This window comes from Pseudomonas sp. DC3200b2, assembly GCF_049895785.1.
Classification (GTDB): domain Bacteria; phylum Pseudomonadota; class Gammaproteobacteria; order Pseudomonadales; family Pseudomonadaceae; genus Aquipseudomonas; species Aquipseudomonas massiliensis.
This window is the reverse complement of the sequence record NZ_JAFCTA010000004.1, coordinates 131046-155156: the sequence shown is the minus strand read 5'-3', so window position 1 is coordinate 155156 and position 24111 is coordinate 131046. Positions and strand designations below refer to the sequence as shown.

The window sequence follows — 24111 nt, the reverse complement described above, 5'->3', positions numbered from 1 at the left end:
ACCAGCTGCGCTGGCTCCTACCAGGTGATCACCTCGCTGCCCAACCGATGGCGGTCAGTTCAGGTCCTTGTCTTCGACCACGCGTACCTTGCTGGCGTCCATGGCGTAAGCCGCGTCGGCCAAGTCATTGCTCACCTTCTCGATCTTCAAGGTGCCAATGGCCCATAAGGGTGTGTAGATGTCTTCCACCTTCAAACCCTTGGGATAGCGGATCAGAATGAGCTGATTCGGCGGCGGCGGCGGAACGTGGATGCAGGCGCCTGGATAGGGTACAAGAAAGAAGACCGTACTATGGCCCTTCGCATCGGTTTCCAGAGGCACCGGGTAGCCACCGATGCGGATGGTCTTGCCATCCATCCCGGGCACGGTCTTGGTGGAGTACATCACCGCGGGTAACCCCTTGGGGTTCTTCAGGCCGCCTTTTTGGGTGAAGGCGCCCGCCGATTCCGGGGTGTCGTGGTCGATCTCGGGCATGGCCTCCAGGGCTTTCTGGTCCGACTGGGGCATCAACGCCAGCCAGTCTGTTTCGGGCGGTTCCGCCCAGGCCACAGCGCAAAAAGACATCAGGCAGGCAAGCAATAAGGCGCGCATTCAATGGTCTCCACGAACGAGGGCTGCATTCTAGGCTTTGTACGCAGATCGGCCTACTTTCCGTACAAGCCCTACCCTCGTTCGCGGCCAGGACCTTAGTCGTTCTTCTTGATCATGCCGTAGATGACCAACAGGATGATCGCGCCCACCAGCGCGCCAAGGAAGCCCGCGCCTTCACCGGCCCGATAGATGCCCAGGGCTTGCCCGCCATAGGTAGCGGCCAACGAGCCACCGATGCCCAGCAGGATGGTCATGATCCAGCCCATGCTGTCGTCGCCGGGTTTGAGGAAGCGCGCCAGCAAGCCGACGATGAAGCCAATGATGATGGTTCCGATAATGCCCATGGATATCCCCTTTCCTTAACAAGGCCGGCAGCGTGCGCCGGCGTCTTGCAATGAGAGGGCAAAGCGTGACGGAGGTTCCGAGCGGCTGCAGGACAGGCCTCGGAACCCGAGGTCAGCCTTGAACCAGGCCTTGCACCTGGGCGATGGCGTTGCGCAAGCTGGCCTCATCGGCGCAGCGCAGGGTGGCATGCCCTACCTTCCGGCCTGGCTTGAAAGCCTTTCCGTAATGGTGCAAATGGCAACCTTCCACGGCGATGACATCCTCGATGCTCGGAACCTGGCCAATGAAATTGACCATGGCGCTCTCCCCTACCTTGGCGGTAGAACCCAGCGGCAAGCCGGCAATGGCCCGCAAGTGGTTCTCGAACTGGCTGCACTCGGCACCTTCGATGGTCCAGTGACCGGAGTTGTGCACTCGTGGAGCAATCTCGTTGGCCTTGAGGCCGCCGTCCACTTCGAAGAATTCGAAGGCAAGCACTCCGACGTAGTCGAGCTTGTCCATCACCCGGCCCAGGTAGTCTTCGGCCAGGGCTTGCAAAGGATGCGCGCTACTGGCCACGGAAAGCTTGAGGATGCCGCTTTCATGAACATTGTGGGCCAGCGGGTAGAAGCGGGTTTCACCACCCCGCGCGCGCACGGCAACCAGCGAAACTTCGCCGGTAAAAGGCACGAAGCCTTCGAGCAGGCAAGGCACGCCGCCCAGTTCGGCGAAGGTGTCTGTCACGTCTTCGGGTGTTCGCAGCACCTTCTGCCCCTTGCCATCGTAGCCGAGAGTACGCGTCTTGAGCACCGCGGGCAGGCCGATGGTAGCAACAGCTGCGTCCAGGTCCGCCTGGGACTGGATGTCAGCGAATTCGGGCGTGGGTATGCCCAGCTCCCGGAACAGGCTTTTTTCGAACCAGCGATCACGGGCGACACGCAATGCCTCGGCGCTCGGGTATACCGGCACGAAGTTGGACAGGAACGCGACGGTTTCAGCGGGCACGCTTTCGAATTCGAAAGTGACCAGGTCCACGCCGTCGGCGAGCTGGCGCAGCGCGGACTCGTCAGCGTAGCCGGCGCACAGGTGATCGCCCAGCGCCGCGGCACAAGCGTCTTCGGCCGGGTCGAGGAAGGCGAACTCCATTCCCAGGGGCGTCCCCGCCAGGGCAAGCATGCGGCCGAGCTGGCCGCCACCGATCACACCGATTTTCATGACTCAGGCCTCACGCGGGTCCGGGTTGTCCAGCACAGTGCTCGTCTGCTCGGTGCGGAAGCGCACCAGGGCATCATGGAACTGAGGATACTTGCCCCCCAGTATGCTCGCCGCCAGCAAGGCGGCATTGATGGCGCCAGCCTTGCCAATGGCCAAGGTCGCCACCGGAACGCCCGCAGGCATTTGCACGATCGAAAGCAGGGAGTCGACACCTGAAAGCATGGAGGACTGCACTGGCACGCCAAGCACCGGGAGGTGGGTCTTGGCGGCGCACATGCCCGGCAAGTGCGCGGCACCGCCCGCGCCCGCGATGATGACCTCCAGGCCGCGCCCTTCGGCTTCATCGGCATACTGGAACAGCAGGTCTGGGGTGCGGTGCGCCGACACCACTTTCACCTCGTAGGGGATACCGAGCTTATCCAGCATGTCGGCGGTGTGGCTGAGGGTGGACCAATCGGACTTGGAGCCCATGATCACGCCAACCAGTGCACTCATCGTCGAGCCTCTTCTTTCGGGCGCCAGCGGCGCGGCAGAAACAACAAGCCACGCGGCAATGCAGCGTGGCTTGACTTGGGTTCGCAGGCCAGATCACCCATTGGCCAAAGGCCGCGCAGTATACCCCAATGCGGCGAAACGCGAAGACTTAACAGGGTAGCCGCTCGCAAGAATTGGTCCTACAAACAACGACCTTGATTCCTTCGGGCAAGGGCGCGTGCCTGGCCTCAAGCGCGAGAGGCGTGGCTGCTTCCATAAGCGTCAGGCAATGACGCCTGCTCCCATAAGGACGGACCCTCATGCTCTCGACTGTGCGCAACCGCGCTCCGCTCGCGCTAGCCATTATGCTTTCAAGCCCCTTTAGCCTGGCCGAGCCCCTTCCCATTCGGCTTAACGTGGTGATTCATGACGATGTTCCGCCCACCATGCGGGCGCGCCTGGAACAGGACTATTTCGCCCCCTGGATCAAGGAGATGCGCAACATCACCAATCGCCACATAGACATTCGCTTCAATCATGATGTGCCTGGCATTTCCGATATGGACTATCGGGTACCTGATCGCAGGCGCGTGGTCTGGACGCTTGGTGGCCATAACGAAGACTACTGGGCCAACCGGGGCAGCGCCGAGGTGAATCGAAGAATCGATAAAACCCTCTTGCTCGTGGCTGACAGCTACCTGCCTGAAGATCCCAATCAGCCCGAACGTGTAGGCGAGGCAGCACTGAAGGGCCCGGCCGGCTGGGCCTCGGTCAAGACCTTCTCGGCCGTCGGGCATGAGCTAGGCCATATGTTCGGCGCCACCCACGAAAACGCAGAGGTCATGTTCAACGGCTGGTTCTGCGAAAGCTATACCTACCCCGAACGAAACGGCATGCGCTCGAACTGCTACCGCTACAGCGACAAGAACCGAGAAGCCATGGCGGCCTACCTTTCCGAAGCGCCCTGATCAACCACGGTTGGCAGGCGCCTCCAGCTTGCGCCAAAGCAGCCGCACACTGGCCTTGCGTACCAGCGAACAACGGTACAGGCGAATTTCCAGAGGAATATGCCAGTGTGGGGCCCCGCAAATCACAAGCTCGCCACGGTTGAGCTCCGCGGTGGCGCTCAGCCGCGGCACCCAGGCGACCCCCAGTCCTTGCAAGGCCATGGTCTTGAGGCTGTCGGCCATGGCTGTCTCGTAGACCGTGGTGTAGCGCAGCCCTCGCTGTCTTAGCAAGGCATTTACGGAACGCCCCAGGAACGCGCCTGTGCCATAGGCCAACAGAGGCACGCTGGCGCCGCTGTCGAGGTTGAACAAGGCGCTGCCATCGGCGGCCACCGAACACACCGGCAACATTTCCGTCGCGCCCAGGTGCAGGGACGGAAAAATGTCCGGGTCCATCTGCAAGGTGGCTTCCGGATCATAGAATGCCAGCATGATGTCGCAGCCGCCCTCACGCAGGGCATGGATAGCCTCGCCCACGTTCGTGGCCACCAGGCGCGTGGCCATGGGCAGGCCCTCGTTGCGCAGCCGGGCGATCCAGCCCGGAAAGAAGCCCAGGGCCAGAGAATGGGCCGCCGCGACCTGAATCACTTCTCCAGGGCCGCCCTCCAGGTGGTGAAGGTGACGCAAGGCCTCGCTGACCTGCTCCACCACATTGCGCGCGGTCACCAGGAACAGTTGGCCTGCCTCGGTCAGCTCGATGGGCGTCTTGGCTCGATTGACCAGGGTCAGCCCCAGGGCCGCCTCCAGACTGCGGATTCTCCGACTGAAGGCAGGCTGGGTAACGAAACGCCGCTCGGCGGCCTGGGAAAAACTACGGGTAGCCGCCAGGGCACTGAGGTCTTCAAGCCACTTGGTTTCGATATTCAACGGGCACGTCCTTAACGAAGCGGCATACGCTCGGGAGCGACCATTCGTCACACCCGCCTTTATGCCGTTTGTGCATAGGCCAGCAAGCAACAGCATTGGCCGGATTATGCCCTCAAAGCGCAGTATTGGCAGCATTCCGGTGCTTACCGGGCTAACTCAGAGCTGATCGCTATCATGTCCTCCGCTGCATCACCGCGCATCGAAAAAGACCTTCTCGGCACCCTCGAAGTCCCCGCCGATGCCTACTACGGCATCCAGACGCTCCGCGCCGTGAACAATTTCCGCCTCTCCGGCGTGCCATTGTCCCACTACCCCAAACTGGTCGTGGCCCTGGCCATGGTCAAGCAGGCAGCGGCCGATGCGAACCGCGAGCTGGGTCACCTCAGCGCCAGCAAGCACGCGGCCATCAGCGAAGCCTGCGCGCGCCTTATCCGCGGCGACTTCCACGACCAGTTCGTGGTGGACATGATCCAGGGCGGCGCTGGCACATCCACGAACATGAACGCCAACGAAGTAATCGCCAACATCGGCCTGGAGGCCATGGGCAAGCAGAAGGGTGAATACCAGTACCTGCACCCCAACAACGATGTGAACATGGCCCAGTCCACCAACGACGCCTACCCCACCGCGATTCGCCTGGGCCTGTTGTTGGGGCACGATGCACTACTGGCCAGCCTGGACAGCCTGATCCAGGCGTTCGCCAGCAAGGGTCGTGAATTCGCTCACGTTCTGAAGATGGGCCGTACCCAGCTGCAGGACGCCGTACCCATGACCCTGGGCCAGGAATTCCAGGCATTCGCCACAACTCTGGGAGAGGATCTGCAACGCCTGCGCACCCTGGCGCCTGAGTTGCTCACCGAGGTGAACCTGGGCGGTACCGCCATTGGCACCGGCATTAACGCCGACCCCCGCTACCAGCACCTGGCCGTGGCGCGCCTGGCTACCATCAGTGGTCAGCCCCTGGTACCCGCTGCCGACCTCATCGAAGCGACCTCGGACATGGGCGCCTTCGTGCTCTTTTCCGGCATGCTCAAGCGCACCGCGGTGAAGCTGTCGAAGATCTGCAACGACCTGCGTCTGCTATCCAGCGGCCCCCGTACCGGGATCAACGAAATCAACCTGCCAGCCCGTCAGCCAGGCAGCTCGATCATGCCCGGCAAGGTGAACCCGGTGATCCCTGAAGCCGTGAACATGGTGGCCTTCGAGATCATGGGCAATGACCTGGCGCTGACCATCGCGGCAGAAGGCGGCCAGTTGCAGCTGAACGTGATGGAGCCGCTGATCGCCTACAAGATCTTCGACTCCATCCGTACCCTGCAGCGGGCAATGGACATGTTGCGCGAGCATTGCGTGGTCGGCATCACTGCCAACGAGCAACGCTGCCGCGAGCTGGTGGAGCACTCTATCGGTCTGGTTACCGCGCTGAACCCCTATATCGGCTATGAAAACGCCACCCGGATCGCCCGCACGGCCCTGGGAACCGGTCGCGGCGTGCTGGAGCTGGTACGTGAGGAAGCCCTGCTGGACGAGGCCATGCTGGCGGACATCCTGCGCCCTGAAAACATGATCGCGCCGCGGCTGGTACCACTCAAGGCGTGATGACACTCAGATCACCAGGCTGAGGGACTAGACACCTCTCACCTTCTTTCGAGCCCCATCATGGGGCTCTTTTTTTACCTGTGCGTTTACCGTTGGGCAATTTTGCGAGAAGGTCCCGCTTTTTCGCACCAAGGCTGGGCAGACGTGTTTTCCATTCACAGGTATAGTGCGCGGCTTTTCGTCGGCGCGGCCTCGGTGCGCCCCGGCCACAACACGAGGAAACGATATGCTTGGAGTCCTGAACGACTTCCTTTCTGGCAAGGTACTGATCGTGCTGATCGTCGGGCTGGGGGGTTATTTCACCCTGCGGTCGCGTTTCGTTCAGCTGCGTCATTTCCCACACATGTTCAGCGTATTCGCCGACAGCCTACGTAGCAGCTCCAGCCAGCTGAGTTCCTTCCAGGCACTGATGCTGAGCCTGGCCGGGCGGGTCGGCGCAGGCAACATCGCCGGCGTCGGTGTTGCGGTAACCCTGGGCGGCCCTGGCGCCGTGTTCTGGATGTGGGTAACGGCCTTGGTCGGCATGGCCAGCAGTTTCTTCGAGTGCGCCCTGGCGCAGCTGTACAAGCGTTGCGACGAAGATGGCCAGTATCGCGGCGGCCCTTCCTTCTACATCGAGCATGGCCTGGGCAAGCGCTGGCTGGGCATGGTCATGGCCGCCCTGCTCCTGGTGACCTTCGGCTTCGCCTTCAATGGCCTGCAGTCTCATGCGGTCACCACCTCCCTGAACGATGCCTTCGGCTTCGATGTGAAGTATTCCGGGCTGGCCCTGGCAGTGCTGATGGGCATGGTCTTCGTAGGCGGAATCAAGCGGATCGCCAAGGTGGCCGACCTGCTGGTACCAGTCAAGACCCTGGCGTACATCGCCGTGACCCTCTATGTGATCGTGCTGCAGTTCGACCATGTACCCATGATGCTGGCCACTATCGTCAAGAGCGCCCTGGGCATCGACCAGGTATTCGGCGGCTTGGTAGGCAGCGCCATCGTGCTGGGCGTGAAACGTGGCGTATTCGCCAACGAAGCGGGCCTGGGCAGTGCCCCGAACGTGGCCGCCGTGGCCGAGGTGCGTCATCCGGTGGCCCAGGGTGTCGTGCAGGCCTTCAGCGTCTTCCTGGATACCTTCGTCATCTGTACCTGCACCGCCTTGCTCATCCTGCTCTCGGGCGTCTACGGCACCAGCTTCGACGGCAATGGCATCGTGCTGGCGCAGGACTCCCTGGCGGCGGTCGTGGGCCCTTGGGGCAAGGTCTTCATCAGCGTAGCCCTGGCGTTGTTCGTGTTCACTTCCATGCTTTACAACTACTACCTCGGTGAAAACAACCTGCGCTTCCTTGGTGGCGGAAAGAAGCTGATCTTCGGCTATCGAGTGCTGGTACTGGCGCTGGTGGTCTGGGGCGCTATCGAAAACCTGGAAACCGTGTTCGCCTTCGCGGATCTGACCATGACACTGCTGGCCCTGGTCAATCTGAGCGCGCTCTTCCTATTGTTCAAGGTCGGCCTGCGCCTGTTGCGCGACTATGATGCCCAGCGCGCAGCCGGCACCAAGACGCCAGTGTTCGACCCGGCCCAGTATGCCGACCTGGACCTGGACGCGCGGGCCTGGCCACCGCTGCAGCAGGCCGCTACCCTAACCAAGACCGTCGACCGGAGCTGACTCATGTCCCTCGCCTCGCCCGCGCGCCTCATTCGAGTGCTCTATACCGGAGGGACCATCGGTATGCAGGCCACACCCAATGGCCTGGCCCCCGCGGGCGGCTTCGAGCGACGCATGCGGACGCGCCTGGCCGAGTCCGGTGCGCCGACAGCGGCCTGGTCGTTCCAGGAAATGCAGCCGCTGATCGACAGCGCCAACATGTCGCCCGGCTACTGGGCGCAATTGCGCGAGGCCGTACGCCGCGCGGTGGACGAGGACGACTGCGACGCGGTGCTGGTACTGCATGGCACCGACACCCTGGCCTACAGCGCGGCGGCGCTGAGTTTCCAGCTGATCGGCCTTCCCGCCCCGGTCGTGTTCACAGGCTCGATGCTGCCGGCCGGTGTGCCGGACAGCGATGCCTGGGAAAACATCGAGGGTGCCCTTGCGGCCCTGACCCACGGCTTGACGCCGGGGGTATGGCTCCACTTCCATGGCCAGACCATGCTGCCGACACGCTGCGCCAAGGTGCGCAGCAGTGGCCGGGATGCATTCGCGCCGCTGCAACGGGACTGCCAGACAGCGAATAGCGCAGTGTTGCCGACCGCCCTGCATTACCGTCAGCCCAAGGCCATCGCCCAGGTGGCGGCCTTGCCGTTGGTACCCGGGTTCGATCCTGCCTGGTTGCAGGCCTTGCTGGCTACAGGCGTGCAAGGCCTGGTGCTCGAATGCTACGGCAGCGGTACAGGCCCTGCTGATGCCCCTGCATTTCTCGCGGCCCTGCGGCAGGCCCGGGACCAAGGGGTCGTCATGGTCGCCGTGACCCAATGCCAGCAAGGCGGTGTGGTATTCGATGTCTATGAAGCCGGTAGCCGCCTGCGTGAAGCCGGCGTGGTGGCCGGGGGCGGCATGACCCGCGAGGCCGCGCTCGGCAAGTTACACGGGTTGCTGGGTACCGGCCTTGATGCCCGGGAAGTGGCTCGTCTGTTGAGCGTCGACCTGTGTGGCGAGCTGACCGGCATCGGTAGCTGACACTGGCGCGGCGGCGCGAAGCTTGCAAACCTTGCACAACTTCGGAGCCGACCACCATGCTGCATAGCCATCTGACCACGCTCAACGCCGTTTCTCTGATCCTCGATGCGTTCCGCGAAGAAGGCATCGACAGCGCAGCATTGCTGGCGGGTAGCGGCATCGGTGAAAGCGACCTGGCGCGGCCGGACGTGCATATCACCACCGCCCAGGAGATGCAGGTTTGCGCCAATGCCTATGCCTTGCGCGAGAATATAGGCTTGGAACTGGGCGCAAGGATGCATGTGTCCTCCTACGGCATGCTTGGCTACGCCTTGCTGCTCAGTGCCACTTTCGGTGACGCCCTACGCCTGGCACTGCGCTACCCAGCGTTACTTGGCACCCTCTTCCGGCTACGCCTGGAAGAAGATGGCGATCACGTATGGCTGTGCGCTTCGCACTATTGCGATCGCCCTGTCTTGACCGTATTCAACGCCGAGTTATGCATGAGCTCATTGCGAGTCATCAGCAATGACGTGCTTGGGCAACGGCTACCTTTGGCCAGCGCCCGCTTCAGCCACCCTACCCCTGCGTATGCGGCCAGCTATGAAAAAGTCTTTCAATGCCCGGTGCGCTTTGGTTGCACGGACAACGGCTTCGCCTTCGAGCGGCGATGGCTGGCCGCCCGCCTTCCGTTGGCCGATGTGGTTACGCACGCCGCCATGGCCGAGCGCTGTCGACGGCAGAATGCCGAATACACGGGTAACCAGGCCTGGCTTGGCCGTGTACGCCAAGCCTTGGCTGAACAGCTTCATGCCCCCCCTGGCCTGGACGGCCTGGCGCGGCAGATGAAGTGCTCGGGACGAACGTTGCGCCGCCGGCTGCAGGCGGTCGGTAGCAGCTACCAGCAGCTGTTGGACGAGCTGCGTTTCGATCACGCCAAACTTTTACTGGCGCAAGCACAGTTGCCGGTCTATCGCATTGCCGAATTGTTGGGCTTCAGTGAAACAGCCAGCTTTCGCCATGCTTTCATCCGCTGGAGTGGCGTACCCCCGAGGGAGTTTCGCGCCTGAACAGTGCATCGCGCCCAAAATGGGGGCGAAATGCGGACACAACTCGTGGCCATATTTATCCCCTTTTGGCCGTTCCTGCCGTTTCCCGCAGCCCCGCCTGGTCCAAGAATGAAGTCACGCTAATCGGCCTGGAGAGAACAACAAGATGCGTACCTATTACTCCGACGACCATCGTCTGCACCATGGTCGCTGCGAACTGATCGACGGACAGCTGATGCCCTGCTTCGAAATGCCCTCGCGGGCCGACCATGTGCTGGCGAGAGTCCAGGCACGGCAGCTGGGCGAAGTGTTGCCTCCGCAAGACTTCGGGCTTGCCCCGCTGCTGCGGGTGCATACTGACGACTACCTGACCTTTTTCCGCGGCGCCTGGGATCGTTGGGCCGCCACCAATACCGACGGCGACCTGTTGCCTTACACCTGGCCAGCTCGCACCCTGCGCCAGGTCAAGCCTACGAGCCTTCACGGAGAATTGGGTTATTACAGCTTCGACGGCGGCGCGCCCATCACCCCCGGTACCTGGCAGGCGGCCTACACCGCGGCCCAGATAGCGCTCAGCGGGGTGGCGGACATTCAGCGCGGGGCCTACAGCGCCTTTTCACTGTGCCGCCCACCAGGGCACCATGCAGCTAGTGACCTCATGGGGGGCTACTGCTACCTCAATAACGCTGCCATCGCGGCCCAGGCGTTCCTGGATCAAGGACGGCGGAAGGTTGCCATTCTCGACGTGGACTACCACCACGGCAACGGCACGCAGTCCATCTTCTACGACCGCGGCGACGTGCTTTTCGCTTCCATCCATGGCGATCCCACTGCTGAATTTCCATTCTTCCTGGGTTACGCCGATGAAACCGGCGAAGGCGCGGGCCAAGGCCTGAACTTCAATTACCCCTTGCCGGCCGGCAGCAACTGGGAAACCTGGGCAGCGGCATTGGAACAGGCTTGCGATGAAATCGACCGGTATGTCCCGGACGTGATCGTGGTCTCGTTGGGCGTGGATACCTTCAAGGAAGACCCGATTTCCCAGTTCAAGCTGGACAGCCCTGACTACCTGTTGATGGGGGAACGCATCGCCAGGCTCGGCAAGCCTACCCTGTTCGTGATGGAGGGGGGGTACGCTGTGGAAGAAATCGGCATCAACGCCGTGAACGTACTTGAAGGCTTCAAGCGTGCTACCCAGGAGACCGCATGATGGGAAAATTCACACAATGGTTGTTGCCTGCCGCCTGCGCCCTCGGGTTGGCGAGCCTGGCTCACGCCGACGAACCGCGCACGTTGAAAGTGTACAACTGGTTCGACTACATCACGCCCCAGACCCTGACGGACTTTCAGAAAGACAGTAACGTCAAGCTCATCTACGACATCTTCGATACCAACGAGGCCCTGGAAGCCAAGCTGTTGGCAGGAAAATCCGGTTACGACATGGTGGTCCCTTCCAACGTGTTTTTGGCCAAACAGATCGAAGCGGGGGTTTTTCAACCGTTGGATCGGGGCAAGCTGAGCAACTGGCCGCATCTGGACCCCAAGCTGATGAAGCTGTTGGAGGCCAACGACCCCGGTAACAAATACGCGGTGCCCTACATGTACGGCACCATCCTGATCGGCTTCAACCCGGCCAAGGTCAAGGCCGCGCTGGGCGACAATGCCCCAGTAGACAGCTGGGACCTGGTTTTCAACGAAGCCAATATCAAGAAGCTCCACAACTGCGGTGTCGCCTTCCTCGATTCCCCTTCGGAGATCATGCCCCTGGCATTGCAGCATCTTGGGCTGAACCCCAACAGCAGCAAGAAAGAGGACTACCAGAAGGCCGAAGCCTTGATGGTGAAGATCAAGCCCTACATCACCTATTTCCATTCCTCCAAGTACATGGCCGACATCGCCAACGGCGACATATGCGTAGCCGTGGGCTATTCCGGGAGCTTCTCCCAGGCGGCCAACCGGGCCAAGGAAGCGAAGAACGGCGTTACCGTGGACATGCGCCTGCCCAGGGAAGGCGCCCCCATCTGGTTCGACATGCTGGCGATCCCGAAAGATGCCGCCAACCCCGAAGATGCCCATGCCTTCATCAACTACTTGCTACGCCCGGAAGTGATCGCACCGATCAGCGATTTCGTTGGCTATCCAAACCCCAACAAGGACGCCACTGAAAAAGTAGATCCGGCGATTCGGCAGAACCCCAATCTCTACCCCACCGAAGCGGCCATGGAAACGCTCTACACTTTGAAACCCATGGACCAGGCCGGGGAGCGGTTGCGCACGCGTACCTGGACCCGGATCAAATCCGGCAGCTAGCCACGCATCACCCTTGCCAGGCTGCGTGCAGCCTGGCAAGAGCGTCAGCGATCGCTGCTTCATTGACCCCCGCGAAACCCAGCACGAGGCCTGCTCGTTTATCCGCCGGCTCGGGGCTCTCCGGCAACCAATAGCTGGACAGGGGCTGGATATCCACACCTACAGCTCTCGCCTGGCTTACCAGCATTTCTTCCCGCTCGTTGTTCACGACATCGACCTTCACATGCAAGCCGGCGCTTACGGTCGGCATGGCGGAACAACCGTTCAAAGCCGCGGGCCACCCCGCCAGCAAGGCGTCCCGGCGCCGCAGCGCGGCCTTACGCATGCGCCTGATATGACGCTGGAAATGGCCACGCAACATGAACTGGGCCATTACCCACTGACTGGCGACTTCGGAATGACGCATATCGATGGCGCGTCTTCGGGCGAAAGCGGCCGCCAGCGTAGGCGGTAGCACCAGATACCCCAGCCGCAGCGCTGGAAAGGCAACCTTACCGAAGGTACCAATGTAGATCACTCGCCCTGTGGGATTGAGGGCGGCCAGCGGTGCCAAGGGCGCTCCGCTGTAGCGATACTCTCCGTCATAATCATCCTCGAGTATCCACCCTCCGGTTCGATCCGCCCAATCGAGCAACGCCAGGCGACGCGTGAGGCTGAGGGTCACACCCGTCGGGTATTGATGAGCGGGCGTGACGTAGACAAGCCGGCATGCCGGAATTTTTTCGAGCGTTTCGCAACACAGGCCTTCTCCGTCGACCGGGACGCCGGCCAGACGTGCGCCGGCGCTGGCCAAGGCATAGCCTGCCGCGCGATAACCTGGATTTTCCACTGCGGCAAGGTCGCCAGGCTCAAGCAGCAACTGTGCACAAAGGCTGATGCCCTGCTGGGCACCGCAGGTGATCACTATCTGATCAGCGCCACAGCTCAGGCCCCGCGATGTACGCAAATAGGCCGCGACCATTTCCCGTAGCAAGGCCTGCCCGGCCGGATCCTGGTAAACCAGGGCAGCAGGATCAGGGCTACGCCAGAAAGCACTGTAGAGCTTGCCCCAAATGTCGAACGGAAAGAGATCGAAGGCAGGAATTCCTACTTGGAAGGCTCGAGGTGGGCCTGCATTCAGAGCGCTCATCGCGGTCAGGGCCTGTTGTTCCAAAGCCTTTACCGCTGCTTTGCCACTGGATGCCTTTACAGGCCAATATGTGGATAAGCTTGTGGATAACCCACCCTTAAACGTTGTGGGTAACACTGTGGATGACTCGTTGGAGCGCGGATGGATAGACCTGGCCGACAGGCTTACATAGGTACCATCCCCTACTCGGCTGTAAGCGAAGCCTTCGGCGATGAGCTGGTCATATGCGCGAATCACGGTGTTTCGCGATATGCCCAAAGTACCTGCCAGGTCTCGACTCGCGGGTAACCGTACTCCCTCCTGCAAGCGGCCATCGAGCATACGCTGACGTAACCCCTGGTACAGCTGGCGAACCAAGCCCTTGCCGGATTCCAACACGAAGCCATAGCTATCGAAGGGCACGGAAGGCTTCATGAATGGACCCTAAGCGTTTGGCAAAATTGGATCTTACAGTGAGCCAATCGGTGGGCCTAGCATAGCTCCATCACCGCTCGGACACCGCACATGTATACACCGAATGCTTTTCGAGAAACCGATACCGAATGCCTAGTGGCATTTATCCGCGAGCACAGCCTGGGCATGCTTATTACTCAGTCCGCGGCTGGCCTGCAAGCCAACCCCGTGCCGATGCTGGTCGTTGAATGTGCGGGCAGGCTTGAATTGCAAGGGCACTTGGCTAGAGCCAATCCGCAGTGGCGCGACCTGGCCAGCGGCACGCCGGCCTTGGTGGTATTCAATGGCCCGAACGCTTATGTCAGCCCCAATTACTATCCGAGCAAGGCGCGGAACCCGGCGGTGGTACCAACCTGGAACTACCTCTGCGTACAGGCCCGCGGTACGCCCCGGATAATCGATGATCCAGAGCCCCTGCATGATTTGGTCAGCCGGCTCACTCACCAGCATGAGGCGAACCAGCCGCACCCCTGGGCCGTTGAGGATGCTCCAGCCGACTACATAGAACGCATGCTCAAGGCCATTGTTGGCTTTTCCATCGCCATGGAGCAGCTGGAAGGCAAGCGAAAACTCAGCCAGAACCGCAGCCTTGAAGATCGGCAAGGCGTGCAGCGCGCCTTGGACGGCAGCCCGATGTCTACCGCCCGGGCCTTGGCCGAAGCCATGGCCGGGTCCCGTTGAAATGGCCAGGAGATCCAACCGTGCAAACCCTGGAAATCAAGCCAGTGAGCGCAGCCGACCATCATCGATGGTCCCTATTGTGGCAAGCCTATCAACGGTTCTATGGGGTCACGATTGCCGAAGTGGTCAGCGCCATGACCTGGCAGCGCCTGCTCGACCCTGGCGAGCCGATGAATGCGGCGCTGGCCTGGCGCGGCGACACTGCGGTGGGGCTGGTGCATTGGATCTTTCACAGATCCTGCTGGACCATAGAGAACTCTTGCTACCTTCAGGATCTAATCGTGGATGACAAGTACCGAGGCGGTGGCATTGGCCGTCAGCTGATCGAGCATGTCTATGCCCAAGCCAGGGGCGCCGGTTGTTCCAAGGTTCACTGGCTGACCCATGAAACCAATGCCACCGCCATTGCCTTGTATGAGCAGTTGGCCGAGCGGCCGGGCTTCATCCAATACCGAAAACCCCTCTAGGAGCCGTCATGGTTACCCCCGCAATGATCTGGAAACCGGTCAAGGCCCCTGTGGCCCAGACCATCGAAGGGGAATACATCCGCCTCGAAAAGCTGGTGCCAGCGCGCCATAGCGAAGACCTCTGGGAAGTGCTGCAGGGTCCCGCGGCGGACCCTGTGTTCTGGGATTTCCTGCCCTATGGGCCGTTCAACGAGCGCGAGGCCTTCGATATCTGGCTCGACGGTTATGCCATCAGCAATGACCCCCTAGGGTTTTGCGTAGTGGACAAGCACACCGGCAAGGCAGAGGGCGTGCTTAGCCTGATGTCCATCATGCCGGCCCACGGCCGTGTCGAGATCGGCCATGTAGCCTTTGGCGCACCCATGCAGCGCACACCGAAGGGCACCGAGGCCGTCTATCTGTTGGCCCGACAGGTCTTCGCCGCCGGCTATCGCCGCGTGGAATGGAAATGCGATAACCGCAACGAACGGTCGCGTCGCGCAGCGACCCGTTTCGGTTTCAGGCCCGAAGGCGTCTTCCGCCAGCATATGGTGGTCAAGAATCACAACCGCGATACCGCCTGGTTCGCCATGCTGGATTCGGAATGGCCAGCGATCAAGGATGCGTTCGAGGCCTGGCTTGCCCCGGGCAATTTCCGGGACGGCAAACAGGTCAAAACGTTGGAGCAGTTGCGCGGTCAAGGCTGAACGCGCGTTTCAAGAGAGAAAAAAGGGGGCCGAAGCCCCCACGAGGTTAACCAGTGAGGGCGATCAGCCCTCGATCTCGATCAGCACTTCGCCAGGCGTCACACGATCCCCCTTAGCCACATGGATGGCCTTGACGGTGCCGGCCAGGGAGGCCTGGATTTCCGTCTCCATCTTCATGGCTTCGGTAATCAGCACTGCCTGCCCGGCCTTGACCTGTTCGCCTTCCTTGACCAACACCTCGACGATATTGCCTGGCATGGTGGTGCTGACGTCTCCAGGCCCGCTGGCCTGCTTGCGTTTGCCAACGCCTGTACCCACGAATTCGTTGAGCGGCTCGAACACCACTTCCTCGGGCATGCCGTCGATACTGAGGTAGAAATGCCGCTTGCCTTCAGCCTTTACCCCGACTCCTGTGATATCCACACGGTAGGTTTCGCCATGGACGTCGATCACGAACTCGGTGGGCACGCCATCGCCCTTGGCCGTGGCTACACCGCCGGCTTCCGGCACGGGCAGCAGCACTTCAGGCTTGAGGGTGCCCGTGTTGCGCTCTTCCAGGAACTTGCGGCCGATATCCGGGAACATCGCGAAGGTCAGCACGTCTTCTTCGCTGTGAGCGACCTCGCCGATCTCAGCGCGCAGCTTGGCCATTTCGGGCTTGAGCAGGTCTGCCGGACGTACATCGATGATGTCCTCGCTGCCGATGGCCTGACGACGCAAGGTTTCACTGACCGTACCGGGTGCCTTGCCGTACCCGCCTTGCAAGTAAAGCTTCACCTCATTGGTGATGGTTTTGTAGCGTTCGCCAGCCAGTACGTTGAAGAACGCCTGGGTGCCGACGATCTGCGACGTGGGGGTTACCAAGGGCGGGTAGCCGAGGTCCTGGCGCACGCGGGGTATCTCCGCCAGCACTTCGTTCATGCGATTGAGCGCACCCTGCTCCTTGAGCTGGTTGGCCAGGTTGGAAATCATGCCTCCTGGTACCTGGTTCACCTGAACACGAGTGTCCACGGCGGTGAATTCGCTTTCGAACTGATGGTATTTCTTGCGCACCGCATAGAAGTACAAGCCAATTTCCTGCAGCAGTTCCAAGTCCAGGCCGGTGTCGTATTCAGTGCCCTTGAGGGCCGCGACCATGGATTCGGTACCAGGGTGGCTCGTTCCCCACGCCAGGCTGGAAATAGCGGTGTCGATATGGTCCGCTCCGTTTTCCACAGCCTTGAGCTGGCACATCGCAGCCAATCCGGACGTGTCGTGGGAATGAATGAACACCGGCACGCTGAGTTCGGCTTTTAGCGCCCGCACCAGTTCGCCCGTAGCGAAGGGCGTCAGCAGGCCAGCCATGTCCTTGATGGCGATGGAATCACAGCCCATGCCCTGCATCTGCCTGGCCTGTTCCACGAACGCAGCCACCGTGTGCACCGGGCTGGTGGTATAGGCGATAGTGCCCTGGGCATGCTTGCCGGTGCGCTTCACGGCCTCGATGGCCACCCGTAGGTTACGGATGTCGTTCATCGCGTCGAAGATGCGGAACACATCGATCCCGTTGCTCGCCGCCCGCTCGACGAAAGCTTGCACCACATCGTCACTGTAATGGCGGTAACCCAGCAGGTTCTGCCCGCGCAGCAACATCTGCAAGCGGGTATTGGGCAAGGCGGCGCGTAGTTGGCGCAGGCGCTCCCACGGGTCTTCCTTGAGGAAACGCACACAGGCATCGAAGGTAGCGCCGCCCCACACTTCCAGGGACCAGTAGCCGACTTTGTCCAGCTTGTCGCAGATCGGCAACATGTCTTCGGTACGCATGCGAGTAGCCAGTAGGGACTGATGGGCGTCGCGCAGTACGGTGTCGGTAACGAAGATTTTCTTGGGCATGTCAAAAGCTCCTTTCCAGCTCCAAGCTCGCGGCTACGAGCCCAGGTCGAAGGACATCCGCCTGGGACTCAGGGCTTGCCGCTAGCAGCTTGAAGCCGCTGTTCATAGGCCGGCGTGGGCGGCGATGGCGGCGGCGATGGCCAGGGCCAGTTCTTCAGGCTTGCGCTTGATGGAGTACTGGGTGAGTTCCGGATGGCTTTCCACAAAGCTGGTGTTGAATTGACCACTGCGGAATTCCGGGTTACGCAGGATTTCCTGATAATAGGCCGCCGTGGTCTTTACCCCCTGCACCCGCATGTCGTCCAGGGCGCGCAGGCCGCGGTCCAGAGCCTCTTCCCAGGTAAGCGCCCAGACCACCAGTTTCAGGCACATGGAGTCGTAGAACGGGGGAATGGTGTAGCCGGTATAGATGGCGGTATCAGTACGCACCCCTGGGCCGCCCGGCGCGTAATACCGGGTGATCTTGCCGAAGCTGGGCAGGAAGTTGTTCTTCGGATCTTCGGCATTGATTCGAAACTGTAGGGCGAAGCCGCGGTGCTGGATGTCCTCCTGCTTGACGGACAGGGGCAGCCCCGAGGCGATGCGGATCTGCTCGCGCACGATGTCCAGCCCTGTGATTTCCTCGGTGATGGTGTGTTCCACCTGGACCCGGGTATTCATTTCCATGAAATACACTTCGCCTTCGGCGAGCAGAAACTCGACGGTACCGGCGTTCTCGTAATTCACCGCCTTGGCCGCGCGCACCGCCAGGTCACCGATATAGGCCCGTTGCTCTGGCGTAAGCTGAGGGCTTGGCGCAATTTCGATAAGCTTCTGGTTACGGCGCTGAATGGAGCAATCGCGCTCGAACAGATGAACGACATTGCCGTTGCTGTCTCCCAGCACCTGGGCTTCGATATGCTTGGGGTTGACGATGCACTTTTCCAGGAAGACTTCCGCCGAGCCGAACGCTTTGGTGGCTTCGGAGATGACCCGGGGAAATGCTTGCTCCAGCTCTTCACGGCTGTTGCAGCGACGAATGCCGCGGCCCCCACCACCAGAGGTGGCCTTGAGCATGACCGGGTAGCCGATACGATCCCCCTCGCTCAAGGCCTCGGCCAGATCGGCCACGTTACCCTCAGTGCCAGGGGTAACCGGTACTCCGGCTGCCATCATGGTGCGCCGCGCCTCGGTCTTGTCGCCCATGCGGCGAATGACGTCTGCTGATGGCCCGATGAATTTCACCCCGCGCTGCGCACAAATTTCAGCCAGCTCGGCATTCTCCGAGAGAAAGCCATAGCCGGGATGCAAGGCATCGCAGCCGGTTTCGACGGCAAGGTTCACCAGCTTGCGCGGGTTGAGATAGCCGGCCAAGGGCTCGGCGCCAATGTTGTGCGCTTCGTCCGCTCGCTTTACATGCAACGCATGCCGGTCGGCATCCGAATAGATGGCTACGGAGCGGATACCCATTTCAGCGCAAGCCCGAACGATGCGTACGGCGATCTCGCCCCGATTGGCGATGAGGATTTTTTTTATCACGGGTTCTTCCCTCGTCCATTAGGCTCGTGCCGCTCTACAGCCTGATCAGGCACCGTGCAAAGGTAACGGGGTCAAGCGATAAACAATAATCAGAGTTTATTGGGATAAGCATAAGCGATCCCTTATAGTTCAGGCTTTCAAGGGGCGGAATCGATTATGCGAAAGTCGTTGATGCGTCTTACTCTGCGACAGCTTCGTGTTTTCAACGAAGTCTGTGACCTACGTTCTTTCAGCCGGGCGGCCGAGGAGATGGCGCTAACGCAACCGGCGGTCAGTTCCCAGATTCGCCAGCTGGAAGACGTAATCGGCCAGCCATTGTTCGAATACATAGGCAAGAAGCTCTACCTCACCGAAGCGGCACAGGCACTGCGCGGTGCCAGCCAGGATATCTTCGGCCGCCTTGAGAGCTTCGACATGCAGCTTTCCGACCTTCAGGGCTCGCTGCAGGGCCAGCTCAAGCTGGCCGTGGAATCCAGCGCCAAGTATTTTGTGCCGCACCTGTTCGCCGCCTTCAAGCGCAAACACCCGGAAGTCAGCCTGGCGCTGAGTGTGGTCAATCGTGCCCAGGCGGTGCGGCGGCTGATAGACAATCGCGATGACCTATTGATCATGTCTCAGGTGCCTCAGGACATGGATCTGGAGTTCCTGCCATTCCTCACCAATGACATCATCGCGGTAGCGCCACCCGAACACCCCCTGTGCGCCGCGGGTGAATTGCGCTTGCAGGCACTGGAGCCCTGGCCATTACTGATTAGAGAAGCGGGCTCGGGTACTCGGATGGCATGCGAGGCCTTTCTGAAAGACAAGCGCGCGCACTTCGCTCAAACACTGGAAATCGGTTCGGCCGAAGCCCAGCGCGAGGCGGTGGTCGCAGGTCTTGGGCTGGCCTTGATGAGCCGTCACTCGGTGATCGGGGCGCTGCGCAGCGGCGCATTGCGCGCGCTACCAGTGGCCGAGCTACCTTTGCGCCGAAGCTGGTGCCTGGTGCGCGCCAAGTCGAGGCGGCCGTCGCCGGTCGCGGCGGCCTTCCTCTCATTCATTCGAGAAGAGCGTACCCAGCTCAATAGCCTGGCTGAACGCTTTGCCGAGCATCCGTAAAACCAGGGGCCCAGAACCGCGACTCTGGAAAATCATGAATCTCGGCCATTAGCCTGCGTTCTTCGGTACGGCTCTCGATAGCTCGGCGGAAGGCCATGCGCCGGGCGTCTTCTTCCTGGCGGCGGGTTTTACTGTTAGACCCTTCATAGGAACGTGCCATGGTCATCATATCCTGGTGGGCTGGGAGAGGCCCTACGATGCCTTGGTGATATTGCAGTTTTAAAACAGGACGTTTAATAAGCAGTTACGCGTCAGTTCAGGATATTTCTCTTCGGGCCTGTTCCATGGCCCGTCTTTCACTCATCCGCCGCCCTGACCGACTTGGGCGACAGGCGAAGGCTGCGCAGGCTGCGCTTGACGCTCTTGAGATGGTTCACCAGCGTCGGGCCGCGAGCCATCGCCACGCCCATGGCAAGCACATCGATGACCACCAGGTGAGCGATACGCGAAGTCAGCGGCGTGTAGATCTCCGTATCCTCATGCACATCGATGGCCAGGTTGACCGTGGAAAGTTCAGCCAAGGGCGTTTGGCTCGGGCATAGGGTGATCAGCGAAGCACCCGTTTCTCGTACCAGGTTGGCCGTGATCAGCAGATCCTTCGAACGTCCCGACTGCGAGATGCAGACCGCTACATCCCCGGGCTGCAGGGTTACCGCGCTCATGGCCTGCATGTGCGGGTCCGAATAGGCGGCAGCGGTAAGCAACAGCCGGAAAAACTTGTGCTGGGCATCCGCGGCTACTGCCCCAGAGGCACCGAAGCCATAGAACTCTACCCGACGCGCCTGGGCCATGGCCGTCACCGCTCGCTGCAAGGCATCGGCATCCAGGCGCTCGCGCACCTCCATCAAGGTATGCAGTGTAGTGTCGAAGATCTTCAGGCTGAAATCGGCGACCGAGTCGTCTTCATGAATGGCGAACTGCCCGAAGCTGGCACCAGCGGCCAGGCTTTGCGCGAGCTTGAGCTTCAGGTCCTGGAAGCCCGTGCAACCAATGGCCCGGCAAAAGCGCACGATGGTTGGCTCGCTGATACCCACGTTGTGCGCCAGGTCCGCCATGGAGCTATGCATCACGGCCGCAGGATCCAGCAGTACATGATCGGCAACCTTCAACTCCGACTTGCGAAGCAGATGGCGGGACTGGGCAATGTGTTGCAGAAGGTTCAAGAGAGTGGACTCATTGTCGGTCGGGCGTACCCGCGGTTTTTTGTAGTTATACTACATGGCTCGGCACAGGCACAGTCAAACAAGGGGTACACCCTCATTGCCACGCACGGCAAGCCAGTGCTGGAAGTCATCGGCAGCGACCGGGCGGCCTATCAGGTAACCTTGCACTTCATCGCAGCCCTGGCCTTGTAGCGCTTTCAACTGGACCTGGTTCTCGACGCCTTCGGCGGTGACCTGCAGGCCCAGGCCATGGGCCATGGTAATCACCGCCTGGGTGATGGCTGCATCAGCGCTGCTTTCCCCAAGCTCCTTGATAAAGGCCTGGTCGAGCTTTACGTAGTCCACGGGAAGATGCTTGAGGTAGCTCAATGCCGAATACCCTGTCCCGAAATCATCGATCGCCAGCTTTATCCCCAATGCGCGCAGTTGGGTGAAGGTCGCCTGAATGCCGCTGAGGTTGTCCAGCCATTGGCTCTCTGTCAGTTCCAGTTCCAGTGCCTCAGGCGACAGACCGCTTTCGGCGAGCACCTGCCGAATGAGAGTGACCAGGTTGCCATAACGCAGTTGATGCCCGGAAAGGTTGACTGACATGCGCAGCTCACCGAAACCCTGTCGTTGCCATTCCCTGGCCTGTCGGCAGGCGGTGCGTAATACGAATTCGCCGATCGCAGTGATCAACCCGGTTTCCTCGGCCAATTCTATGAAAGTGTCTGGGCCGATCAGGCCGCGTTGTGGATGGCGCCAGCGGATCAGCGCCTCCACCCCGCCCACCACCTGGCTGCGCAGGTCCAGCTTGGGTTGATAGAAGACTTCCAGCTGGCCAAGCTCCAGCGCGCGACGCAACTGGTGCTCGAGTTGCAGGCGATCATGGGCATGCCCCTGCATATTCTCGGTGAAGAACTGGAAACCATCGCCGCCCAATCGCTTGGCCTGCTGCCTGGCAATGTCTGCCTGCCCCAGCAACAAGGCCCCCTCACGGGCCGTATCGGGCAGCATGCTGATACCGATCGAAGCCGTCAGCGTGAGGTCGTGCTCATTGAGGTGAAGCGGTGCGCGGATTTTGGTCAGCAGACGCGTGGTCATTCGGATCAGCCCGGAGAGGCTCGTATAGGCATCGAACAATACCGCGAATTCATCGCCACCCAGTCGGGCGACCGTATCGGCCTCAGGCAACGCGGCGCAGATGCGCTTGGCGATCTGGCGCAAGGCCTGGTCGGCCATATCATGGCCGAGACTGTCATTGAGCAGTTTGAAACGATCCAGGTCGATATAAAGCAGGGCCAGGCTGCGTCCGTTGTGGCGGGCCCGCTGGCTGGCATCATGCAGGCGCTGGCGGAACAGGCTGCGGTTGCCAAGGCCGGTCAACTCATCATGGTAGGTCAGGTAGTGAAGGCGCTCTTCCGAAGCGCGCCGGGAAGACAGGTCCGAACAGAACACCACGACCCGGTTGAGCACCCCATGGCCATCAAGGATAGGGCTGACCTGCAACCATTGCGGGTAAAGCTCGCCATTGTGTCGAGCTTCGACCAATTCTCCTTGCCAGCCGCCTCGCTCCAGGAGGGCCTGGTGTACTTGAGGAAATTGGCGCCGCAGGTCGCGGCTGCAGGGCAATTCCAGCAAGGCCTGGCCAATGCAGGCAGAACCTAGATACCCGGTGATGCGCGTGAAGGCCTGATTGACGGCCAGCACGGTGAATTCGGGATCGAGCACCACGATGCCTTCGCTCATGGCTTCGAACACAGTGGCAGCCAATCGCTGCTGTTCCTGCTGCTCCTTCACCGCGGTGATGTCACGCCGAGTACCGAGCATGCGCAGCACGCGACCACTAGCCGTGCGCTCCACTGCCCGGCCTCGATCCTCTACCCATAGCCAACGGCCATCACTGTGGCGGATCCGGTATTCGACGCAGTAATCCTCAGTGCGCCCTTTCAGGTGTTCGATCAACCTATGCTTCAGCGCAGGCACGTCGTCCGGATGCAAGCGTGGCCTCAGGTGCTTGAGCAGAACAGGCCTGTCCTGCTGGGCGATGCCGAACAGCCTCTCGAGCTCGGTGTGATGCACTTCATCCGTCCGCAGGTCCCAGTCCCACATGCCCAGTTCGCTGGCTTCCAATGCCAACGCCAGGCGCGCCTGGCTTTTGCTCAGCGCCTGGTTGGCCTGGTCCAGTTGCCGGCTGCGCTGCGCGACACGCTCTTCGAGGGTTGCCTGAACCGCGCGCAGGGCCTGCTCAGCAGCGCTTCGCCGCTCCATCTCTTCGCTCATTTCACTGTTCAGGCGTGAGATCAGCCGTTGCTCCTCGCGCAGGCTCGCGATCAACGCCTGGTTCTGGAAGCGCTGAAGCAGGCTACGCTCGATAAGGCGATTGACCTGCCAGGCAACGATGCACAGCGACCCGAGCAGCATGAGGCCCAGCCAGGCCCAACCACGTTGGTGAGGGCCCTCATGGATAAACAGCCAGAGGATGGGCGGCACCAGGCAGGGCAGTACAAAGCTGAGGAAAGCACTGAAACTGACGGCATAGGCGATGCTGGCCGATAAGGCGGCAGCCCCAAGCAGGCCAAAGATCCAGGCCTGCTGCAAGAAACTCTCGAAAGGCTCAAGCACGATGGCAGCGCCGGCCAGGGTCAGGCCACTGGCCGCCGAGCCCAGCAGGAACATTCGTCGCCACAATGGCGCGGCCTGGCGTTGCGGCATTGAAGAGTCGAAGGCTGCCACCTGGATCACCCGCAAGGCAACCAGCGTCATCAGCCAGCCCAGCCAGACACTGACCAGAACATGATGGCCGGGTGTCCATAGCAGCCAGGAGCAGATGAGACCGGTAAGCAGCATCAACAAGGTAGGCACCAGCGAACCCTGATATAGCAGGCGTGTGCGCTCCACCGCCAGGCTGGCGGAGAAATCGGTGTCCAGGACGCCTTGTAAGGGCGCAGACCGCTCAACGGAACGGTATACGAAGGCCATAGG

At 61.1% G+C, this 24111-nt stretch carries 22 protein-coding genes; 11 read left to right on the top strand and 11 right to left on the bottom strand.

From position 1 onward, the window contains the following. Nucleotides 1-54 precede the first annotated feature (54 nt). The 4 genes from ACP691_RS13365 to purE form a co-directional block, all read right to left on the bottom strand. The gene (locus tag ACP691_RS13365) at nucleotides 55-591 is read right to left on the bottom strand and encodes a DUF3299 domain-containing protein (protein ID WP_426150842.1); all 537 of its coding nucleotides are present in this window, start codon (nucleotides 589-591) and stop codon (nucleotides 55-57) included. A gap of 95 nt (nucleotides 592-686) precedes the next feature. Then, nucleotides 687-935 (bottom strand): GlsB/YeaQ/YmgE family stress response membrane protein, encoded by a 249-nt coding sequence (locus tag ACP691_RS13360; RefSeq protein ID WP_040260354.1) that lies wholly within the window; start codon nucleotides 933-935, stop codon nucleotides 687-689. A gap of 112 nt (nucleotides 936-1047) precedes the next feature. Further along, nucleotides 1048-2130 (bottom strand): 5-(carboxyamino)imidazole ribonucleotide synthase, encoded by a 1083-nt coding sequence (locus ACP691_RS13355; protein ID WP_426150844.1) that lies wholly within the window; start codon nucleotides 2128-2130, stop codon nucleotides 1048-1050. 3 nt (nucleotides 2131-2133) lie between these two features. Then, nucleotides 2134-2625 (bottom strand): 5-(carboxyamino)imidazole ribonucleotide mutase, encoded by a 492-nt coding sequence (gene purE, locus ACP691_RS13350; RefSeq protein ID WP_040260356.1) that lies wholly within the window; start codon nucleotides 2623-2625, stop codon nucleotides 2134-2136. 299 nt (nucleotides 2626-2924) lie between these two features. On the opposite strand from purE, the gene ACP691_RS13345 reads away from it, so the two are divergent. Beyond that, nucleotides 2925-3572: a reprolysin-like metallopeptidase gene (locus tag ACP691_RS13345; protein ID WP_426150846.1), complete on the top strand. Its 648-nt coding sequence runs from the start codon at nucleotides 2925-2927 to the stop codon at nucleotides 3570-3572. Here ACP691_RS13345 and ACP691_RS13340 read toward each other — a convergent pair whose 3' ends face one another. Next, the gene (locus tag ACP691_RS13340; RefSeq protein WP_426150848.1) at nucleotides 3573-4478 is read right to left on the bottom strand and encodes a LysR substrate-binding domain-containing protein; all 906 of its coding nucleotides are present in this window, start codon (nucleotides 4476-4478) and stop codon (nucleotides 3573-3575) included. It abuts the gene before it with no gap. Between the two features lie 174 nt (nucleotides 4479-4652). Here ACP691_RS13340 and ACP691_RS13335 point away from each other — a divergent pair, with 174 nt between their 5' ends. From ACP691_RS13335 to ACP691_RS13310, 6 genes are all read left to right on the top strand, one after another. Further along, nucleotides 4653-6077: an aspartate ammonia-lyase gene (locus ACP691_RS13335; RefSeq protein WP_426150850.1), complete on the top strand. Its 1425-nt coding sequence runs from the start codon at nucleotides 4653-4655 to the stop codon at nucleotides 6075-6077. A 226-nt stretch (nucleotides 6078-6303) separates the two neighbouring features. Continuing rightward, the gene (locus tag ACP691_RS13330) at nucleotides 6304-7731 is read left to right on the top strand and encodes an alanine/glycine:cation symporter family protein (RefSeq protein ID WP_426150852.1); all 1428 of its coding nucleotides are present in this window, start codon (nucleotides 6304-6306) and stop codon (nucleotides 7729-7731) included. Between the two features lie 3 nt (nucleotides 7732-7734). Continuing rightward, nucleotides 7735-8742 carry an asparaginase gene (locus tag ACP691_RS13325; RefSeq protein WP_426150854.1) on the top strand — a complete coding sequence of 336 codons (1008 nt, stop codon included), beginning with the start codon at nucleotides 7735-7737 and terminating at the stop codon, nucleotides 8740-8742. A 56-nt stretch (nucleotides 8743-8798) separates the two neighbouring features. Next, nucleotides 8799-9791: an AraC family transcriptional regulator gene (locus ACP691_RS13320; protein WP_426150856.1), complete on the top strand. Its 993-nt coding sequence runs from the start codon at nucleotides 8799-8801 to the stop codon at nucleotides 9789-9791. A gap of 145 nt (nucleotides 9792-9936) precedes the next feature. Beyond that, nucleotides 9937-10980: a histone deacetylase family protein gene (locus tag ACP691_RS13315; RefSeq protein WP_426150858.1), complete on the top strand. Its 1044-nt coding sequence runs from the start codon at nucleotides 9937-9939 to the stop codon at nucleotides 10978-10980. Continuing rightward, nucleotides 10977-12080: a polyamine ABC transporter substrate-binding protein gene (locus ACP691_RS13310; protein ID WP_426150860.1), complete on the top strand. Its 1104-nt coding sequence runs from the start codon at nucleotides 10977-10979 to the stop codon at nucleotides 12078-12080. Before ACP691_RS13315 ends, ACP691_RS13310 begins: the two co-directional genes overlap by 4 nt. Nucleotides 12081-12087: 7 nt before the next feature. Here the strand turns inward: ACP691_RS13310 and ACP691_RS13305 are convergent, their stop codons facing one another. Next, complete coding sequence (locus tag ACP691_RS13305) at nucleotides 12088-13623, bottom strand: PLP-dependent aminotransferase family protein (protein ID WP_426150862.1); 1536 nt, start codon at nucleotides 13621-13623, stop codon at nucleotides 12088-12090. A gap of 90 nt (nucleotides 13624-13713) precedes the next feature. Here ACP691_RS13305 and ACP691_RS13300 point away from each other — a divergent pair, with 90 nt between their 5' ends. From ACP691_RS13300 to ACP691_RS13290, 3 genes are read left to right on the top strand one after another with little or no spacing between them, the layout of a single operon-like run. Further along, nucleotides 13714-14343 (top strand): FMN-binding negative transcriptional regulator, encoded by a 630-nt coding sequence (locus ACP691_RS13300; RefSeq protein WP_426150864.1) that lies wholly within the window; start codon nucleotides 13714-13716, stop codon nucleotides 14341-14343. A gap of 20 nt (nucleotides 14344-14363) precedes the next feature. Next, entirely contained in the window at nucleotides 14364-14810 is a 447-nt protein-coding gene (locus tag ACP691_RS13295) for a GNAT family N-acetyltransferase (RefSeq protein WP_426150866.1), read from the top strand. Nucleotides 14811-14818: 8 nt separating this feature from the next. Further along, nucleotides 14819-15496, top strand: a complete 678-nt coding sequence (locus tag ACP691_RS13290; protein ID WP_426150868.1) for a GNAT family N-acetyltransferase — start codon at nucleotides 14819-14821, stop codon at nucleotides 15494-15496. Nucleotides 15497-15559: 63 nt separating this feature from the next. On the opposite strand, the gene oadA is transcribed toward ACP691_RS13290, so the two are convergent. After that, nucleotides 15560-17368, bottom strand: coding sequence for a sodium-extruding oxaloacetate decarboxylase subunit alpha (oadA, locus tag ACP691_RS13285; RefSeq protein WP_426150870.1), 1809 nt, complete (start codon nucleotides 17366-17368; stop codon nucleotides 15560-15562). Between the two features lie 102 nt (nucleotides 17369-17470). Next, nucleotides 17471-18886, bottom strand: a complete 1416-nt coding sequence (locus tag ACP691_RS13280; RefSeq protein ID WP_426150872.1) for an acetyl-CoA carboxylase biotin carboxylase subunit — start codon at nucleotides 18884-18886, stop codon at nucleotides 17471-17473. Between the two features lie 156 nt (nucleotides 18887-19042). On the opposite strand from ACP691_RS13280, the gene ACP691_RS13275 reads away from it, so the two are divergent. Next, nucleotides 19043-19984 carry a LysR family transcriptional regulator gene (locus ACP691_RS13275; RefSeq protein WP_426150874.1) on the top strand — a complete coding sequence of 314 codons (942 nt, stop codon included), beginning with the start codon at nucleotides 19043-19045 and terminating at the stop codon, nucleotides 19982-19984. Here the strand turns inward: ACP691_RS13275 and ACP691_RS13270 are convergent. The 3 genes from ACP691_RS13270 to ACP691_RS13260 all read right to left on the bottom strand — a co-directional run bounded on the left by ACP691_RS13270 (nucleotide 19947) and on the right by ACP691_RS13260 (nucleotide 24108). After that, nucleotides 19947-20144 (bottom strand): PA3496 family putative envelope integrity protein, encoded by a 198-nt coding sequence (locus ACP691_RS13270; RefSeq protein WP_426150876.1) that lies wholly within the window; start codon nucleotides 20142-20144, stop codon nucleotides 19947-19949. The two genes, ACP691_RS13275 and ACP691_RS13270, sit on opposite strands and share 38 nt — an antisense overlap. A gap of 136 nt (nucleotides 20145-20280) precedes the next feature. Then, entirely contained in the window at nucleotides 20281-21147 is an 867-nt protein-coding gene (hexR, locus tag ACP691_RS13265; protein WP_040260375.1) for a transcriptional regulator HexR, read from the bottom strand. A gap of 75 nt (nucleotides 21148-21222) precedes the next feature. Then, nucleotides 21223-24108 carry an EAL domain-containing protein gene (locus ACP691_RS13260; RefSeq protein ID WP_426150878.1) on the bottom strand — a complete coding sequence of 962 codons (2886 nt, stop codon included), beginning with the start codon at nucleotides 24106-24108 and terminating at the stop codon, nucleotides 21223-21225. Nucleotides 24109-24111: the final 3 nt, after the last annotated feature.

What these genes read in the sequence shown, in the direction of transcription:
- ACP691_RS13345 (WP_426150846.1), top strand. Translation starts at nt 2,925, where the DNA reads ATGCTCTCGACTGTGCGCAACCGCGCTCCGCTCGCGCTAGCCATTATG.
- oadA (WP_426150870.1), bottom strand. Translation starts at nt 17,368, where the DNA reads ATGCCCAAGAAAATCTTCGTTACCGACACCGTACTGCGCGACGCCCAT.
- ACP691_RS13260 (WP_426150878.1), bottom strand. Translation starts at nt 24,108, where the DNA reads ATGGCCTTCGTATACCGTTCCGTTGAGCGGTCTGCGCCCTTACAAGGC.
- ACP691_RS13360 (WP_040260354.1), bottom strand. Translation starts at nt 935, where the DNA reads ATGGGCATTATCGGAACCATCATCATTGGCTTCATCGTCGGCTTGCTG.
- ACP691_RS13290 (WP_426150868.1), top strand. Translation starts at nt 14,819, where the DNA reads ATGGTTACCCCCGCAATGATCTGGAAACCGGTCAAGGCCCCTGTGGCC.
- ACP691_RS13330 (WP_426150852.1), top strand. Translation starts at nt 6,304, where the DNA reads ATGCTTGGAGTCCTGAACGACTTCCTTTCTGGCAAGGTACTGATCGTG.
- ACP691_RS13365 (WP_426150842.1), bottom strand. Translation starts at nt 591, where the DNA reads ATGCGCGCCTTATTGCTTGCCTGCCTGATGTCTTTTTGCGCTGTGGCC.
- ACP691_RS13275 (WP_426150874.1), top strand. Translation starts at nt 19,043, where the DNA reads ATGCGAAAGTCGTTGATGCGTCTTACTCTGCGACAGCTTCGTGTTTTC.
- ACP691_RS13325 (WP_426150854.1), top strand. Translation starts at nt 7,735, where the DNA reads ATGTCCCTCGCCTCGCCCGCGCGCCTCATTCGAGTGCTCTATACCGGA.
- ACP691_RS13320 (WP_426150856.1), top strand. Translation starts at nt 8,799, where the DNA reads ATGCTGCATAGCCATCTGACCACGCTCAACGCCGTTTCTCTGATCCTC.
- ACP691_RS13310 (WP_426150860.1), top strand. Translation starts at nt 10,977, where the DNA reads ATGATGGGAAAATTCACACAATGGTTGTTGCCTGCCGCCTGCGCCCTC.
- ACP691_RS13355 (WP_426150844.1), bottom strand. Translation starts at nt 2,130, where the DNA reads ATGAAAATCGGTGTGATCGGTGGCGGCCAGCTCGGCCGCATGCTTGCC.
- ACP691_RS13305 (WP_426150862.1), bottom strand. Translation starts at nt 13,623, where the DNA reads ATGAAGCCTTCCGTGCCCTTCGATAGCTATGGCTTCGTGTTGGAATCC.
- ACP691_RS13315 (WP_426150858.1), top strand. Translation starts at nt 9,937, where the DNA reads ATGCGTACCTATTACTCCGACGACCATCGTCTGCACCATGGTCGCTGC.
- ACP691_RS13300 (WP_426150864.1), top strand. Translation starts at nt 13,714, where the DNA reads ATGTATACACCGAATGCTTTTCGAGAAACCGATACCGAATGCCTAGTG.
- ACP691_RS13270 (WP_426150876.1), bottom strand. Translation starts at nt 20,144, where the DNA reads ATGGCACGTTCCTATGAAGGGTCTAACAGTAAAACCCGCCGCCAGGAA.
- purE (WP_040260356.1), bottom strand. Translation starts at nt 2,625, where the DNA reads ATGAGTGCACTGGTTGGCGTGATCATGGGCTCCAAGTCCGATTGGTCC.
- ACP691_RS13335 (WP_426150850.1), top strand. Translation starts at nt 4,653, where the DNA reads ATGTCCTCCGCTGCATCACCGCGCATCGAAAAAGACCTTCTCGGCACC.